Raw genomic sequence first — 14,581 nt, 5'->3', positions numbered from 1 at the left:
CTTCAAGCGGGGCATCCAGTACGCCGCGGCCTCCCGGCTCGATAATTGCTGTCTCTGGAATACTGGATCGCCCAGACAAGCCGGGCGATGACAGGCGAGCGAGGTCAGATATTCGCCGCGAGATCGGTCAGTTCGTCGAACAGGATGCCGGTCTCGGCCAGCATCCGCTCGATCTCGTCGGTGGCTTCAGTGACCGAGCGGTTCGAGGTGTCGATGGTCAATTCGTTGCCGGCCGGCGGCTGGTAGTCATTGGTGATGCCGGTAAAGGACGGCAATCCGCCGGAGCGGGCCTTGGCGTAATGGCCCTTGGGGTCGCGGGTCTCGCAGACCTCGGCAGGCGTCGCGACATAGATCTCGCGGAACGCGTTGTCGGCGATGCGGCGGGCCGTCGCACGGTCGGCGGCGGACGGTGACACCGCGGCGACGATCGCGATATGGCCGTTGCGCGCCAGATGGGTCGCGACCTCGGCGAGACGGCGGATGTTCTCAGCCCGATCCTGCGGCGAGAAGCCGAGATCGCTGTTGAGGCCCGCACGCAGCGTGTCGCCGTCGAGCAGGATCGGCGAGCCGCCATTTCCGAACAGCCGCCGCTCCAGCGCCCGCGCAAGGGTCGACTTGCCCGAGCCGGGCAGGCCGGTCAGCCAGATCACGGCGCCGTTGTGGTGGTAGCGCGCCGAGCGCTCGTCCGCACGCAGGGCGGATTCCACCGGCACGATATCGACCGGCACCGCAGGCCGGCCGGCGTCGACCGACAGCACGAGGCCGCCGCCGGCGATGCGGCCGTTGACCTCGATCACGAGGCGCCCGGTGCGCGGATTGTCGGTGTAGGGATCGGTCGCAACCGGCTGCGCCAGCGAGATGTCGATCTCGCCGACATGGTTGCGCGCGATAGCGCTGTTCTCTTCGTTGGACAGCGCGCCGGGGTCGATCGCCTTCTCGATGGCGACCACGGTGGCGCGGCTTTCCTTGGTGCCGAGCCGGATCAGGATCTGCTCGCCCTTGGTCAGCGGCTTGTCGTGCAGCCAGAAGATCCGCGCGCGGATGCGGCGGGTGTCGCGCGGGCTCTGCCCGCTATGTCCGATGATGTCGCCGCGCTCGAGGAACAGCTCGCGGTCGAGCGTGATGCCGACCGAGCGCCCCGCGCCCTGCGGGCCGTTGACCGGCGTCACCGGCCAGCTCTCGACGGTCTTGATCGTGGCGATCTTGCCGGTCGGCATGATGACGATCTCGTCGCCGGCCTTGAGGCTGCCGGACTCGATGCGGCCCGCCACGATGCGGCGGTCGTCGAATTTGTAGATCGCCTGCACCGGTAGCCGCAGCGGCAACTCGGCGAGCGGACGCGCCGGCTCGAGCGCATCGAGCGCATCGACCACGGTCGGTCCCTTGTACCAGTCGATCCGCGGCGTGCGCTCGGCGACGCCGTCGCCGTCGCGCGCCGAGATCGGGATCACAGCCGTAGGCCTGACGCCGAGGCCGATCAGATGCGCGGAAATCTCGTCGCTGATCTCCTTGAACCTCTCGGCGCTGAAGTCGACGCGGTCCATCTTGTTGACCACGACCGCGACCTGCTTCACACCGAGCAGATGCAACAGATAGCCGTGCCGGCGGGTCTGGTCCCGCACGCCTTCGAGTGCATCGATGATCAGCACCGCGCCGTCGGCCTGCGAGGCGCCGGTGATCATGTTGCGCAAGAACTCTGCGTGGCCGGGCGCGTCGATCAGCACGACGTCGCGCGAGCGGGTGCGGAAGCGGATCTGGGTGGTGTCGATGGTGATGCCCTGGTCCCGCTCGGTCTGCAGCGCGTCGAGCAGGAACGACCATTCGAACGGCATGCCGCGCCGTGCGCTGACAGCCATCAACATTTCCAGCTTGCCGTCCGGCAGGCTGCCGGTCTCATGCAGCAGGCGCCCGACCAGCGTCGACTTGCCGTGATCGACATGGCCGACGATGACGATGCGTACCTGCGGCCGCGTCGTGCCGTTGGGCGTTGCCGAGATCGAGGCGGTGGGAAGGATCATGTTCATCGGAACGCTCGCGCGAAGTGGGAAAGCCAAATGTTGAGAAGCCAGTCGATCAGAGATAGCCGGCGACACGCAGCCGCTCGAACGCATCCTCGGTCTCGTGGTCGAGCGCGCGGCCGGCGCGCTCCGGGATCTTGGTGGCGTCGAGTTCGGTCAGGATCTCGTCGATGTTGGACGCGGTCGAAGCGACCGGGTTGGTAATGTCCTGATCGCCCAGCGAGCGGTAGCGCTTGCCGTCCTTGGCGAGATACAGCGGGATGATCGGGATGTTCTCACGCTTGGTGTAGGCCCAGATGTCGGCCTCGGTCCAATGCAGGATCGGATGGATGCGCAAATGCGCACCCTGCGGCGGCGAGGCGTTGAACTGGTCCCAGAATTCCGGCGGCTGGTCGCGCACGTCCCACTCGCCTTCGAGGCCGCGCGGCGAGAACACACGCTCTTTGGCGCGCGTCGCCTCCTCGTCGCGGCGGATGCCGGCGATCAATCCGTCAAAGCCATACTTATTGAGTGCGAGCTTCAGCCCTTCTGTCTTGCGCGCCGCGGAGCGCGCGGCCGGCGGCAGGGTCGGATCGACGCTGTCGATCGACGGGCAGGGTTCGACGCGCAGGTCGAGATCCCATTCCTTGCCGAAACGGTCGCGGAACGCGTACATCTCCGGAAACTTCTTGCCGGTGTCGACATGCATCGCCGGGAACGGAACCCGGCCGAAGAATGCCTTGCGCGCCAGCCAGATCATCACATTGGAGTCTTTGCCGAGCGACCACAACAGCGCGAGCTTCTTCAACCGGGCGAATGCCTCGCGCAGGATGTAAATGCTCTGCGCCTCGAGCTCGTCCAGGTGATCCATGGTCGGGGGGGCCTGATGGGCCGAAATCCCCGGCACGGAAGATGCTTGTGCAAGGGCTGCAGCCCGTGATCCGGCAGCGGCGGATTCTTTGTCGAGAAGATGCATCTATCGGCCTTGGCCTGTGGAGGTGAAAATTCTAAAGTTGCGCTGCAATAGAGAAGAAATAATTTTCTCTTTGCTGGCCTTGATCGAGAGATAAATAGAAAATAATTTCAGTCAACCCCCAAGTTGGGGAAGCGAGTGTCTGATGCGATATCTGCCGGTGTTTCTGGATCTGCAAAGCGGCAAGGTGCTGCTCGTTGGAGCGGGCGAACTCGTGCGCGCCAAGCTGCGGCTGCTTGCGGCTGCCGGCGCCGCGGTCCGCTGGTACGCGACCGACGGTGACCATGATCTCGCCGGCCTTGCGGCGGAGGAGGCCGCGCGGATCGAGCGCGCCGAGGGCGATCCGCTCGCCGCTGATCTTTCAGATGTCATCGCCGTGCTGTGCGCCGGCGCCGGCGACATCGGCGTTGCGATGTCGGTGCGGGCCAAGGCGATCGGCCTGCCGGTCAATGTGATGGACGACCTCGTCCACTCCACCTTCATCATGCCCGCGATCGTCGATCGCGGCGATGTCGTGGTCGCGGTCGGCACCGGCGGCACGTCGCCGGTCGTGGCGCGCCGCATCCGCGAGAAGATCGAGGCGGTGCTGCCGGCACGGATCGGCGACCTCGCCGGCTTCATCGGCCGCTTCCGCAAATCGATCCATACCCGCATCGAAGAGTTTCCGCTGCGCCGCCGCTTCTGGGAGCGCATCGTCGACGGCCCGATCGGCGCGCTGGTGCTGGCCGGCCGCAAGGACGAAGCCGAGCAGGCGCTGAACGCGATCACCGATCCCGCCGTATTCGCCGGCGCGAGCGCAGAGGGCAAAGCCATTGGCCACGTCACGCTGGTCGGTGCGGGACCCGGCGATCCTGATCTCTTGACGGTGAAGGCGCTGCGCGCGCTGCAGGATGCCGACGTCGTGTTCTATGACGAACTGGTGTCACCTGAAATTCTCGACCGCATCCGGCGCGATGCCGCGCGAACCCCGGTCGGCCGCCGGATCGGCAAGCCCGGCATCGGCCAGGACGCCATCAACCGCCTAATGATCGAGGCGGCGCAGGCGGGCCAGCGTGCGGTGCGGCTGAAGGGCGGCGATCCCTTTGTGTTCGGCCGCGGCGGCGAGGAAATCGAGGCACTGCGCGACGCCGGCGTTGCCTACTCCATTGTTCCCGGCATCTCCGCCGGTCTTGGCGCCGCCGCGCAGTTCGAAGTGCCGCTGACCTATAGGCACGAGGCGCTGCGCATCACCTTCCTCACCGCGCACAAGGCGCGCGATGCCGAAGTCGTCGACTGGTCGGTGCTGACCGACAACAAGATGACCGTCGTCGTCTACATGGGCATGACCGCGGCGCCCTCGATCCGCGAAGGTCTGCTCGCAGCAGGCCGCTCGCCGGAGACGCCGGTCGGCGTGTTCGCCCGCGTGACACGGCCCGACGCCAAGGCTGCGGTCGGCACGCTGGCGCGGCTGCCCGAGCTGGTCAAACAGGTCGATGGCGGTCCCGCCGTCCTCATCATCGGCGACGTGGTCGCGCATTCCGCGCCGTGGAGCCGATCCAACGTCACCCAACTCTTCTCCAACCAGATGTTCTCCGAACTGCTGAAAGCTGCCGAATGACCTCTCCGCTTGAACAGAAGAAAATCAGGATCACGGGCCCGTCAGTGGTGACCGCCAACCGCACCTGGGATGGCGCCGTGGTGTACCGGACCGCGCAAAAGGGCTGGTCCACCGAACTCGCCGACTCCGCCATTGTCAGCACCTCCGACGATGCCCGCGCGCTGCTGGCCGAAGCCGCCGCCGACGACGTCGGCGCGGTCGGCCCCTATATCGCGCCGGTCGAGCTCAAGGACGGCGGCAAGGTCAAGCCGGGCAATCTCCGTGAACACATCCGCGCCAAGGGCGTCACGATCGATCTTCAGGTGCCGGCGTAAGGCTCATCCATCATGTATGCATATGACGAACTCGACCGCACGCTGATCAACGAGCGTGTTTCGGAATTCCGCGACCAGGTGAAGCGCCGCCTCTCGGGCGAGCTCACCGAGGACGAATTCAAGATCCTGCGTCTGCAGAACGGCGTGTATTTGCAGCTGCACGCCTACATGTTCCGCGTCGCGATCCCGTACGGCACGCTGTCGTCGAAGCAGCTGCGCCGCTTCGCCCATGTCGCGCGCCGCTACGATCGCGGCTACGGCCACTTCACCACCCGGCAGAACATCCAGTTCAACTGGATCAAGCTCAGCGAGCTACCCGACGCGCTGTCCGACCTCGCCGAGGTCGGGATCCACGCGATGCAGACCTCCGGCAATAACATGCGCAATGTCACCTCGGACCAGTGGGCCGGGGTTGCGCCGGGCGAGATCGAGGATCCGCGGATCTGGTCGGAGCTGATCCGCCAGCACACCACGCTGCATCCGGAATTCTCGTTCCTGCCGCGCAAGTTCAAGATCGCGATCACTGCCTCCGAGCACGATCGCGCCGCGATCAAGATCCACGACATCGGCCTGCGGCTGCACAAGAATGCCGACGGCGAGACCGGTTTCGAGGTGCTGGTCGGCGGCGGCCTCGGCCGCACCCCGTTCATCGCCAAGACCATCAAGCCGTTCGTGCCCGGCCGCGATATCCTGAGCTACATCGAGGCGATCCTGCGCGTCTACAACCAGTACGGCCGCCGCGACAACATCTACAAGGCGCGCATCAAGATCCTCGTGCACGAGCTCGGCATCGAGAAGTTCGCCAAGGAAGTCGACGAGGAGTGGAAGCAGATGGGCGATGTCGGGCTGACGCTCGACCACGCCGCCATCGAGGAGGTCCGCTCGCGCTTCTCCTATCCGGCTTACGAAAAGCTGCCGCACATGCCGGACGAGCTGAAGCAGGCCGCGCATGACAAGCTGTTCGAGCGCTGGCGCAAGAACTCGGTGTTCCCGCACAAGGTGCAGGGCTACTCGATCGTCGTGCTGTCGCTGAAGCCGGTCGGCGGCCCGCCCGGCGATGCCAGCGCCGAGCAGATGGACGCGCTCGCCGATCTCGCCGACAAATATTCGTTCGGCGAAATCCGCGTCGGCCACGAGCAGAACCTGGCGCTGCCGCACGTCGCCAAGCGCGACCTGCCGGCACTGTTCAAGGCGCTCGACCGGCTCGGCCTGGCGACGCCGAACGTCAACCTGGTCACCGATATCATCGCCTGCCCGGGACTGGATTACTGCTCGCTGGCGAATGCGCGCTCGATCCCGATCGCGCAGGAGCTGACGCGGCGCTTTGCCAATCACGACACCGCCGACCTGATCGGCCGGCTCCACATCAACATCTCCGGCTGCATCAATGCCTGCGGCCATCACCATGTCGGCCACATCGGCATTCTCGGCGTCGAGAAGAACGGTGAGGAATTCTACCAGATCACGATCGGCGGCCGCGCCGACGAGAACGCGCAGATGGGCACCTTGATCGGCCCGGCCGTTCCCTATGCGGAAGTCGCCGACGTGATCGAAGACATTGTCGAAGCCTATCTCGCGCTGCGCGACCGTCCCGAGGAATTGTTCGTCGATACGGTGAAGCGTCTGGGCGTCGAGCCTTTCAGGGAGCGGGTCTATGCCACTCGTTAAGCAGGGAAGACTAACCACCGATTTGTTCGTCCATGTCGCCGACGGCGCCGAGCTGCCGGGCGACGGCGCGGTGCTGGTGAGCGCCGAACGCTTTCTCGCTGATCCGGAGGCGCTGCTGCGCCGCCCCGGCAAGGTCGGCGTGATCTGGCCGAACAACCGCAATCTCGACGATCTGGTGTCGCATCTCGATCGGCTCGCCTCGGTCGCGCTGGTGTTCCCGACCTTCCGCGACGGCCGCGCCTACAGCCAGGCGCGCCTGCTGCGCGAGCGCTACGGCTATGACGGTGAGCTGCGTGCCACCGGGCAGGTGCTGCGCGACCAGTTCGTGTTCATGACCCGCGCCGGCTTCGACGCCTTCGAGGTGAAGAAGGATGCCGATGCCGACGCCTTCGCCGCGACCATGAAGCGCTATTCGGTGTTCTACCAGCCGACCGGTGACGGCCGCGTCACCGCGCTCAACCGTCGCATGCAGCTGCGTCACTCGGAGAGCGCTGGCCAGTGAGCACGCTTGCACCAGAGCTCGCAGCCGCGGCGCCGGGCGGATTGCCCGCGGCCGATGCACTCGATCGCGCGCTGCGCACGGCATCGCCCGCCGAGGTGATCGCGGCTGCGCTGAAGACGGTCGGCCGCGAGAGGCTGGTGCTGGTGTCGTCGTTCGGCACCGAGTCCGCCGCGCTGCTCAAGGTGATGGCGGATGTCGACCCGGCGATCCCGGTGGTCTTCCTCGACACCGGCTGGCTGTTCGAGGAGACGCTGGCTTATCGTGACACCTTGATAGCTACGCTCGGCCTCACCGATGTGCGTTCGATCAAGCCCGATGAGCAGGCGCTGTCGCGCCAGGATCCGGACCGCGAATTGTGGTTCACCGATCCCGATGCCTGCTGCCGGATCCGCAAGGTCGAGCCATTGGCGCGTGCGCTAAAACCGTTCGCCGGCTGGATCAATGGCCGCAAGCGTTTCCAGGGCGGCGCCCGCACCGAGATTCCGGTCGTCGAGGACGACGGGGTCAGGCTGAAATTCAATCCGTTCGCCAATGTCTCGCGCGAGGAGATCGAGGCGATCTACACGCTCGGCAAGCTGCCGCCGCATCCACTTGTCGCATCGGGATATCAGTCGGTCGGGTGTATGCCTTGTAGCAGCCGGACTGCCGCCGGCGAGGATGCGCGCGACGGCCGCTGGCGTGGCCGGGCCAAGACGGAATGCGGCATTCATACAATGAAGATGTCGTAGCACACGACAAAGCCTTCGCAGTGCGGCGCCTTCGTAGCACAAGCGCGCTGCACGGCCGCAAACAAAGAAAACCGGTTTCGTTGACTTAAAGCCACTTCGCCGCGAGTTATGTCTGGCGTGTTCCCTGACATTCTCGGGTTGAATGGAGACAGAAATGATCCGTCGTATCCTGCCGCTGGTCGCGGGATTGTTGTGGGCGAGCTCGGCCTTCGCGGCCGACGTTTCGCTGCTCAACGTGTCCTACGATCCGACCCGCGAGCTCTATGTCGATTTCAACAAGGCGTTCGCGGCGGCCTATCAGAAGGAAACCGGCAAGAGCGTCGAGATCAAGCAGTCGCATGGCGGCTCTGGCTCGCAAGCGCGCTCGGTGATCGACGGATTGCAGGCCGATGTGGTCACGCTGGCGCTCGCCTATGACATCGATGCGATCGCGGGCAAGGGCCTGCTCGCGGCCGATTGGCAGAAGCGGCTGCCGCTGAACGCCTCGCCCTATACCTCGACCATCGTGTTCCTGGTGCGCAAGGGCAACCCCAAGGGCATCAAGGATTGGGATGATTTGATCAAACCCGGGGTCGCCGTGATCACGCCGAACCCGAAGACCTCGGGCGGCGCGCGCTGGAACTATCTGGCCGCCTGGGGCTATGCGCAGAAGAAGTTCGGCTCAGTCGACAAGGCGAAGAAGTTCGTCGCCGACCTCTACCAGAACGTCCCGGTGCTCGACACCGGCGCGCGCGGCTCGACCGTCACCTTCGTCGAGCGCGGCGTCGGCGACGTGCTGCTGGCGTGGGAGAACGAAGCCTTTCTGGCGCAACGCGAATTCGGCAAGGACAAGTTCGAGATCGTGGCCCCGGCGCAGTCGATCCTCGCCGAGCCGCCGGTCGCGGTGGTCGACACGGTTGCCGACAAGAAGGGCACCCGCGCCGTCGCCGAAGCCTATCTGAAGTACTGGTACACCAAGGAAGGCCAGGAGATCGCCGCGCGCAACTCCTACCGACCGCGCGATCCCGAGATCGCCAAGGAGTACGAAAAATCCTTCGCCAAGGTTGAACTTTTCACCATCGACGACGTTTTTGGTGGTTGGACCAAGGCCCAAAAGGAGCACTTCGCCGAGGGCGGCATTTTCGATCAGATCTACAAGAACTGATCGAGTTATCGTCCGGGCCAAACAGGGGGATTTGTGAGCACAGCGGTTGCACGGCGCAGTACCCTGCCGGGGTTCGGTCTCACGATGGGACTGACCCTGACATGGCTCTCCGTTATCATCCTGATTCCGCTGGCCGCGCTGTTTCTGAAGACGTTCGAGCTCAGCCTCGACCAGTTCTGGGGTATCGTCACCAGCCGCCGCACCTTGAACGCCCTGAAGATTTCGTTTGGGCTTTCGTTTGCGGCCGCCTGCGTCAACCTGGTGATGGGCACCATCATCGTCTGGGCGCTGGTGCGCTACCGTTTTCCGGGCCGACGGCTGTTCGACGCCATCGTCGATATTCCATTCGCCTTGCCGACCGCGGTCGCCGGCGTCGCGCTGACGCAATTGTTCGCGCAGAAGGGATGGCTTGGCGCGCCGCTCGCCGAACTTGGCATCAAGGTCGCGTTCACGCCGATCGGCATCTTCATCGCGATGATCTTCATCGGCATTCCCTTTGTGGTGCGCACGGTGCAGCCGGTGCTGATCGATCTCGATCCCGAGATCGAGGAAGCCGCGGCGAGCTTGGGTGCCAATCGCTGGCACACCGTGTTCCGCGTCATCCTGCCGAGCCTGATCCCGGCGCTGCTCACCGGCTTTGCGCTGGCCTTTGCCCGCGCCATCGGTGAATACGGCTCGGTGATCTTCATCGCCGGTAATCTGCCCAACGTCTCCGAAATCGCGCCGCTGTTGATCGTGATCCGGCTGTCCGAATTCCGCTATGCCGACGCCACCGCGATCGCGGTCGTGATGCTGGTGGCCTCGTTCCTGATCATCTTCGTGATCAATCGCCTGCAGCGCTGGGCGCAAGCCCGCATTCCCGTGCATTGAGGTTCGAGATGTCGATGCAGACGGGATTGGTGACCTCGACGACGCAACTGCGGACCTACGCGCCGGCAACGGATGTCAGCGTGGCGGCTCCGGCGCCACGGCTCGAGATCGCGCGCGCGGAGCCGGGCACGGCGCAGCGCAATTTGCGCACCGAGCCGGGCCCGATCCGCTTCATCATCATCGCGCTGGCGATCACCTTCCTCAGTGCGTTCGTCGTGCTGCCGCTGGTCGTGGTGTTCGCGTCCGCCTTCTCGAAAGGGATCGGCGCATATATCGCGGCGCTGGCCGAGCCCGAGGCGCTCGCCGCGATCAGGCTGACGCTCTTGGTCGCCGCGATCTCGGTCACGCTCAATCTGGTGTTCGGCGTGGTCGCGGCCTGGGCGATCTCGAAATTCGAATTCACCGGCAAGACCTTCCTGATCACGCTGATCGACCTGCCGTTCTCGGTCTCGCCCGTGATCTCCGGCCTGGTCTTCGTGCTGCTGTTCGGCGCGCAGGGCTATTTCGGTCCGTGGCTGCAGGCGCACAACGTCCATATCCTGTTCGCGGTGCCCGGCATCGCGCTGGCGACGATCTTCGTCACCTTCCCGTTCGTGGCGCGCGCGCTGATCCCGCTGATGCAGGAGCAAGGCACCCAGGAGGAGGAGGCGGCGATCTCGCTCGGCGCGTCCGGCCTGCAGACCTTCTTCCGCGTGACGCTGCCCAATATCAAATGGGGCCTGCTATACGGCGTCCTGCTCTGCAACGCGCGCGCGATGGGCGAGTTCGGTGCGGTGTCGGTCGTCTCCGGCCACATCCGCGGCGAGACCAACACGATGCCGCTCCTGGTCGAGATTCTCTACAACGAATATCAGTTCGTCGCGTCGTTCGCGATCGCATCGCTGCTGGCGATGCTGGCGCTGATCACGCTGGTGGCGAAGACCGTTCTCGAGCAACGACTCGACGAGGCAGAGGTGCCCGATGGCGATTGAAGTCAAGAATATCGTAAAGACGTTCGGCAGCTTTGCCGCGCTCGACAATGTCGATCTCAAGGTCGCCGACGGCGAACTCTTGGCGCTGCTCGGCCCGTCCGGCTCCGGCAAGACAACGCTGCTGCGGATCATCGCGGGACTGGACTGGCCTGACAGCGGCGAGGTCGCGATCGACGGCGAGAATGCGCTGTCACGCGGCGCCAGCGAGCGTCAGGTCGGCTTCGTATTCCAGCACTACGCGCTGTTTCGCCATATGACGGTGTTCGAGAACGTCGCGTTCGGGCTGCGCGTACAGCCGCGCGCGATCCGCAAGGACGAGGCGACGATCCGCGCCCGGGTCAAGGAATTGCTCGATCTGGTGCAGCTCGACTGGCTCTCCAACCGCTATCCAAGCCAGCTGTCTGGCGGCCAGCGGCAGCGCATCGCGCTGGCACGCGCGCTCGCGATCGAGCCTCGCATCCTGCTGCTCGACGAACCGTTCGGCGCGCTCGATGCCAAGGTGCGCAAGGAGCTCCGGCAATGGCTGCGCTCGCTGCACAACGAAATTCACGTCACCTCGATCTTCGTCACCCACGACCAGGAGGAGGCGCTCGAAGTCGCCAACCGCGTCGTGGTGATGGACAAGGGCAAGATCGAGCAGATCGGCTCGCCCGGCGAGGTCTATGACAACCCGGCGACCGCCTTCGTGCATGGCTTCATCGGCGAATCCATCGTGCTTCCGGTCGACGTGGCCGGCGACGCGGTGCGGCTGGACGGCCGTCCGCTGAACATTCCGGCGCTCGGCGCGGCGTCGGGCGCGGCAAAGCTGTTCGTCCGCCGCCACGATATGGCGGTCGGTCCGGCCGGTACCGGCGCCCTGGAAGGCGCCATCCGGCATGTCCGTTCGTTCGGGCCGATCCAGCGCGCCGAAGTGGCGCTGTCGGGTAGCGCGGGCAAGACCGTGATCGAGATCGATGCCCCCCGCGACCGCGAGCTGCAGGCCGGCGAAATCGTCTCCCTGCAGCCCCGCCGCTACCGGATTTTCGCAGCGCAGGATTAGGGGCCCGGCCGCCGCGTTCAAACCTCCCCTTGAAAAGGGGAGGTCGCTTTGCTCGTCAGAGCAAAGCGGGTGGGGATCCTCTCTCCACGGCATCCGCTGTCGCCTGTGGCCAACCCCCATCCCGACCTTCCTCCTTGCAGGGGGAAGGAGAAGCAAGTGCCGTAGCCCGGATGGGCCAACAGCCCGCGACTAACGCGCCCTGACCGGCCGGTTGCCGTGGCTGTCCTGCGGCACGCCACGCTGCAGTGACATGTGGGAATGAATGCCGAGCCAGCGTCCGTCGGTCTGACGCGCGAGGATGATCGTCGCCCGTCCCGGCCGATCGAAGCGGCTGCCGTCGGCATGGAAGCCGGTGCTCGTCCATGGCGTGATCACCGTCGCCATGTTGCCGTCGGCGCTTGCCAGCACCACCGTATTGCCGAGGTCGAAGGCGAAGTCCGCCGTGCGGGGCCAGACATTGTCCCATTGCATCTCCGTCCAGCGCGCGCGGCCGCGGATGAGTTCCTGGTAGGTGCCAAAGGAGATGATGTCGGGATGCCAGAACGGACGGGCGGCAGCATAGTCCACCGCCCTGACGCAGGCGGCGAACCGTTCGAGCCAATCGAAGACCGATTCCGTCGTCGATGAATCGGCGATCGGCAGGGCTGCTTCCTGGCTCATCATCTTCCTCAACCCGACGGCTATGGTGGGCCGACGGAGCCAGAAACGCACAATGGTGTCAACGAAGCGAGATCCGGGGACTTGCTCCGCGGATCGACTGACCCCGGATCGCGGAGCCTGTCATCGGTCGCGCGTTCGCGCGACCCGTTGGCTCCATCCGGACGACCTGCCAGATATCGTCGTCATTCCGGGGCGATGCGAAGCATCGAACCCGGAATCTCGAGATTCCGGGTTCGCTTCGCGCCCCGGAATGACGGTGATGATGGCCCCAAAGTTAGCCGCTGTTCACCATTCAGCCACGGTTGGTATGCAACAACGGCGGGCCAACCTTGGGGGTTCTCTAAAGTGAAACGGACGACGGTCGCCCTGTTCGGGCTTCTGGTGCTTGCCGGCTGTGCCGCAGACACCAAAATCCCGGAAGAACCGACCATGTATCTCAACATGGCGCAGGCCGGCGCGGTGCTGGATAGCCAGGCGGCCGCCATCATGTTCTCGCAGTATCGCCAGAACAATGGTCTTGGCACCGTCGTGGTGGATCCGGACCTGACGAAGCTTGCCGAGCAGCAGTCGCAGGCGATGGCCACCCGCAACAAGATGGACCATGACGTCAAGGCCCCACTCGGCAAGCGGCTGCAGGCCGGGGGCTATCCCGCAACCGTGGCGGTCGAGAACATCTCGGCCGGCTATCACACGCTGGCGGAAGCGTTTTCGGGGTGGCGCGATTCACCGCCGCACCGGGCCAATATGCTTAAGACTGGTGTCACAAAAATGGGCATCGCGGCCGTCTATGCTCCGAATACCAAATACAAGGTGTTCTGGACGCTCATTTTGGCGGCAACCTGATCTCGATAAAATCCGCGTGATCCGCTTCCGCATCTCGTCGATTGACGCGGCCGCGAACAGCCGCCACGGTGCGCTGCAAGGTATTCCTGACTGGGCGGTTACGAATGGATACTTCTGACACCGCGCCCGCCTCGACGCCGGCGCAAGCGCAGCGTGTGCTGGTTCTTCAGGGCGGCGGTGCGCTCGGCTCCTATCAGGCCGGCGCCTTTCAGGCGCTCTGCCATGCGGGCTTCGAGCCGGAATGGATCGCCGGCATCTCGATCGGCGCCATCAATGCCGCGATCATCGCCGGCAACGAGCCGGACAAGCGCGTGCCGAAGCTCAAGGAATTCTGGGAGATGGTCTCGGCGCCGGTGCCGTGGAATCCGATCTCGAAGCATGAGCGCGCCCGTTCGCTGTTCAACGAGACCTCTGCCGCCATCATCGCGACCTTCGGCGTACCCGGTTTCTTCACGCCGCGGATTCCGCCGGCGCCGCTGTGGCCGCCCGGCAGCTCGCAATCGCTGAGCTATTACGACACCGCGCCGCTGAAGAAGACGCTGGAGCGGCTGGTCGACTTCGACCGCGTCAACGATCTGAAGACGCGCCTGTCGGTCGGTGCGGTTGGCGTCACCTCGGGCAATTTTTGCTATTTCGACAATTACGATTTCAAGAAGCGCGGCAAGAAGATCGGCCCCGAGCACATCATGGCCTCGGGCGCGTTGCCGCCGGGCTTTCCCGCCGTCGTGATCGAGGGCGAGCATTACTGGGACGGCGGCATCGCCTCCAATACCCCGCTCGACTTCGTGCTGGACGAGGAGATCAGCCGTGATCTCCTGATCTTCCAGGTCGACCTGTTCAGCGCGCGCGGGCTGTTGCCGGAGACGTTGCTGGAGGCCGCCGAGCGCGAAAAGGACATCCGCTATTCCAGCCGGACGCGGATGAACACCGACAAGAACAAGCAGATCCACAATGCCCGCATGGCGGTGCGCGACCTGATCGGCAAGCTGCCGGATTACCTGAAGAACGACCCGTCGGTCGAGCTGCTGCGCAAGGCCTCCAAGGAGAACACCGTCACGGTGGTTCACCTGATCTACAAGAGCAAGAATTACGAGAGCTCGTCGAAGGACTACGACTTCTCCCATTTTGCGATGGTCGAGCACTGGGGCGCCGGCGTGCGCGACGTGCATTTGTCGATGCGTCACAAAGAATGGCTAGAACGGCCACAGTCCGGGGAAACCATGGTGACTTACGATCTCACGGGGGACGAACCCACGCCCCCGGCAAGCAAATAGG

14 protein-coding genes are annotated in these 14,581 nt (G+C 64.9%); 11 read left to right on the top strand and 3 right to left on the bottom strand.

Translation table 11 applies throughout. The features are described from left to right. Positions 1-104 precede the first annotated feature (104 nt). Together cysC and cysD are read right to left on the bottom strand one after the other, a co-directional pair. Positions 105-2,024 carry an adenylyl-sulfate kinase gene (gene cysC, locus G6P99_RS43535; protein WP_165126492.1) on the bottom strand — a complete coding sequence of 640 codons (1,920 nt, stop codon included), beginning with the start codon at positions 2,022-2,024 and terminating at the stop codon, positions 105-107. A 49-nt stretch (positions 2,025-2,073) separates the two neighbouring features. Further along, positions 2,074-2,868 (bottom strand): sulfate adenylyltransferase subunit CysD, encoded by a 795-nt coding sequence (gene cysD / locus G6P99_RS43530; protein ID WP_029077710.1) that lies wholly within the window; start codon positions 2,866-2,868, stop codon positions 2,074-2,076. A gap of 247 nt (positions 2,869-3,115) precedes the next feature. Between cysD and cysG the strand changes: the two genes are divergently transcribed. From cysG to G6P99_RS43485, 9 genes are all read left to right on the top strand, one after another. Continuing rightward, a complete protein-coding gene (gene cysG, locus G6P99_RS43525; protein ID WP_029077709.1) occupies positions 3,116-4,567 on the top strand; it encodes a siroheme synthase CysG in 1,452 nt (483 codons plus the stop codon). Continuing rightward, on the top strand, positions 4,564-4,881 hold the full coding sequence (locus G6P99_RS43520) for a DUF2849 domain-containing protein (protein ID WP_029077708.1): 318 nt from the start codon (positions 4,564-4,566) through the stop codon (positions 4,879-4,881). Before cysG ends, G6P99_RS43520 begins: the two co-directional genes overlap by 4 nt. A 12-nt stretch (positions 4,882-4,893) precedes the next feature. Further along, positions 4,894-6,549, top strand: a complete 1,656-nt coding sequence (locus G6P99_RS43515) for a nitrite/sulfite reductase (RefSeq protein ID WP_165126489.1) — start codon at positions 4,894-4,896, stop codon at positions 6,547-6,549. Next, positions 6,536-7,051, top strand: a complete 516-nt coding sequence (locus G6P99_RS43510) for a DUF934 domain-containing protein (protein ID WP_029077706.1) — start codon at positions 6,536-6,538, stop codon at positions 7,049-7,051. Before G6P99_RS43515 ends, G6P99_RS43510 begins: the two co-directional genes overlap by 14 nt. Next, positions 7,048-7,779 (top strand): phosphoadenylyl-sulfate reductase, encoded by a 732-nt coding sequence (locus G6P99_RS43505; RefSeq protein ID WP_029077705.1) that lies wholly within the window; start codon positions 7,048-7,050, stop codon positions 7,777-7,779. The genes G6P99_RS43510 and G6P99_RS43505 overlap by 4 nt, the downstream gene beginning before the upstream one ends. A gap of 154 nt (positions 7,780-7,933) precedes the next feature. Further along, entirely contained in the window at positions 7,934-8,923 is a 990-nt protein-coding gene (locus G6P99_RS43500; protein WP_029077704.1) for a sulfate ABC transporter substrate-binding protein, read from the top strand. Between the two features lie 84 nt (positions 8,924-9,007). Beyond that, positions 9,008-9,793 carry a sulfate ABC transporter permease subunit CysT gene (gene cysT / locus G6P99_RS43495; RefSeq protein ID WP_035975798.1) on the top strand — a complete coding sequence of 262 codons (786 nt, stop codon included), beginning with the start codon at positions 9,008-9,010 and terminating at the stop codon, positions 9,791-9,793. An 8-nt stretch (positions 9,794-9,801) separates the two neighbouring features. After that, positions 9,802-10,764, top strand: a complete 963-nt coding sequence (gene cysW / locus G6P99_RS43490; RefSeq protein WP_371261110.1) for a sulfate ABC transporter permease subunit CysW — start codon at positions 9,802-9,804, stop codon at positions 10,762-10,764. Continuing rightward, on the top strand, positions 10,754-11,803 hold the full coding sequence (locus G6P99_RS43485) for a sulfate/molybdate ABC transporter ATP-binding protein (protein WP_029077701.1): 1,050 nt from the start codon (positions 10,754-10,756) through the stop codon (positions 11,801-11,803). Before cysW ends, G6P99_RS43485 begins: the two co-directional genes overlap by 11 nt. A 189-nt stretch (positions 11,804-11,992) precedes the next feature. On the opposite strand, the gene G6P99_RS43480 is transcribed toward G6P99_RS43485, so the two are convergent. Further along, a complete protein-coding gene (locus G6P99_RS43480; RefSeq protein ID WP_035975894.1) occupies positions 11,993-12,463 on the bottom strand; it encodes a YybH family protein in 471 nt (156 codons plus the stop codon). A gap of 345 nt (positions 12,464-12,808) precedes the next feature. On the opposite strand from G6P99_RS43480, the gene G6P99_RS43475 reads away from it, so the two are divergent. Next, positions 12,809-13,306 (top strand): CAP domain-containing protein, encoded by a 498-nt coding sequence (locus G6P99_RS43475; RefSeq protein WP_165126486.1) that lies wholly within the window; start codon positions 12,809-12,811, stop codon positions 13,304-13,306. 104 nt (positions 13,307-13,410) lie between these two features. Further along, positions 13,411-14,580: a DUF3734 domain-containing protein gene (locus tag G6P99_RS43470; RefSeq protein WP_029077698.1), complete on the top strand. Its 1,170-nt coding sequence runs from the start codon at positions 13,411-13,413 to the stop codon at positions 14,578-14,580. Position 14,581 lies beyond the last annotated feature (1 nt).

Origin of the sequence: Bradyrhizobium sp. 6(2017) (assembly GCF_011058295.2) — a bacterium.
Classification (GTDB): domain Bacteria; phylum Pseudomonadota; class Alphaproteobacteria; order Rhizobiales; family Xanthobacteraceae; genus Bradyrhizobium; species Bradyrhizobium septentrionale.
The sequence above is the reverse complement of the archived record's forward strand: the minus strand, read 5'-3'. Positions and strand labels throughout refer to the sequence as shown.

Coding starts and splice junctions, on each gene's coding strand:
- cysC (WP_165126492.1), bottom strand. CDS start 2,024: ATGAACATGATCCTTCCCACCGCCTCGATCTCGGCAACGCCCAACGGC.
- cysD (WP_029077710.1), bottom strand. CDS start 2,868: ATGGATCACCTGGACGAGCTCGAGGCGCAGAGCATTTACATCCTGCGC.
- cysG (WP_029077709.1), top strand. CDS start 3,116: ATGCGATATCTGCCGGTGTTTCTGGATCTGCAAAGCGGCAAGGTGCTG.
- G6P99_RS43520 (WP_029077708.1), top strand. CDS start 4,564: ATGACCTCTCCGCTTGAACAGAAGAAAATCAGGATCACGGGCCCGTCA.
- G6P99_RS43515 (WP_165126489.1), top strand. CDS start 4,894: ATGTATGCATATGACGAACTCGACCGCACGCTGATCAACGAGCGTGTT.
- G6P99_RS43510 (WP_029077706.1), top strand. CDS start 6,536: ATGCCACTCGTTAAGCAGGGAAGACTAACCACCGATTTGTTCGTCCAT.
- G6P99_RS43500 (WP_029077704.1), top strand. CDS start 7,934: ATGATCCGTCGTATCCTGCCGCTGGTCGCGGGATTGTTGTGGGCGAGC.
- cysT (WP_035975798.1), top strand. CDS start 9,008: ATGGGACTGACCCTGACATGGCTCTCCGTTATCATCCTGATTCCGCTG.
- cysW (WP_371261110.1), top strand. CDS start 9,802: ATGTCGATGCAGACGGGATTGGTGACCTCGACGACGCAACTGCGGACC.
- G6P99_RS43485 (WP_029077701.1), top strand. CDS start 10,754: ATGGCGATTGAAGTCAAGAATATCGTAAAGACGTTCGGCAGCTTTGCC.
- G6P99_RS43480 (WP_035975894.1), bottom strand. CDS start 12,463: ATGAGCCAGGAAGCAGCCCTGCCGATCGCCGATTCATCGACGACGGAA.
- G6P99_RS43470 (WP_029077698.1), top strand. CDS start 13,411: ATGGATACTTCTGACACCGCGCCCGCCTCGACGCCGGCGCAAGCGCAG.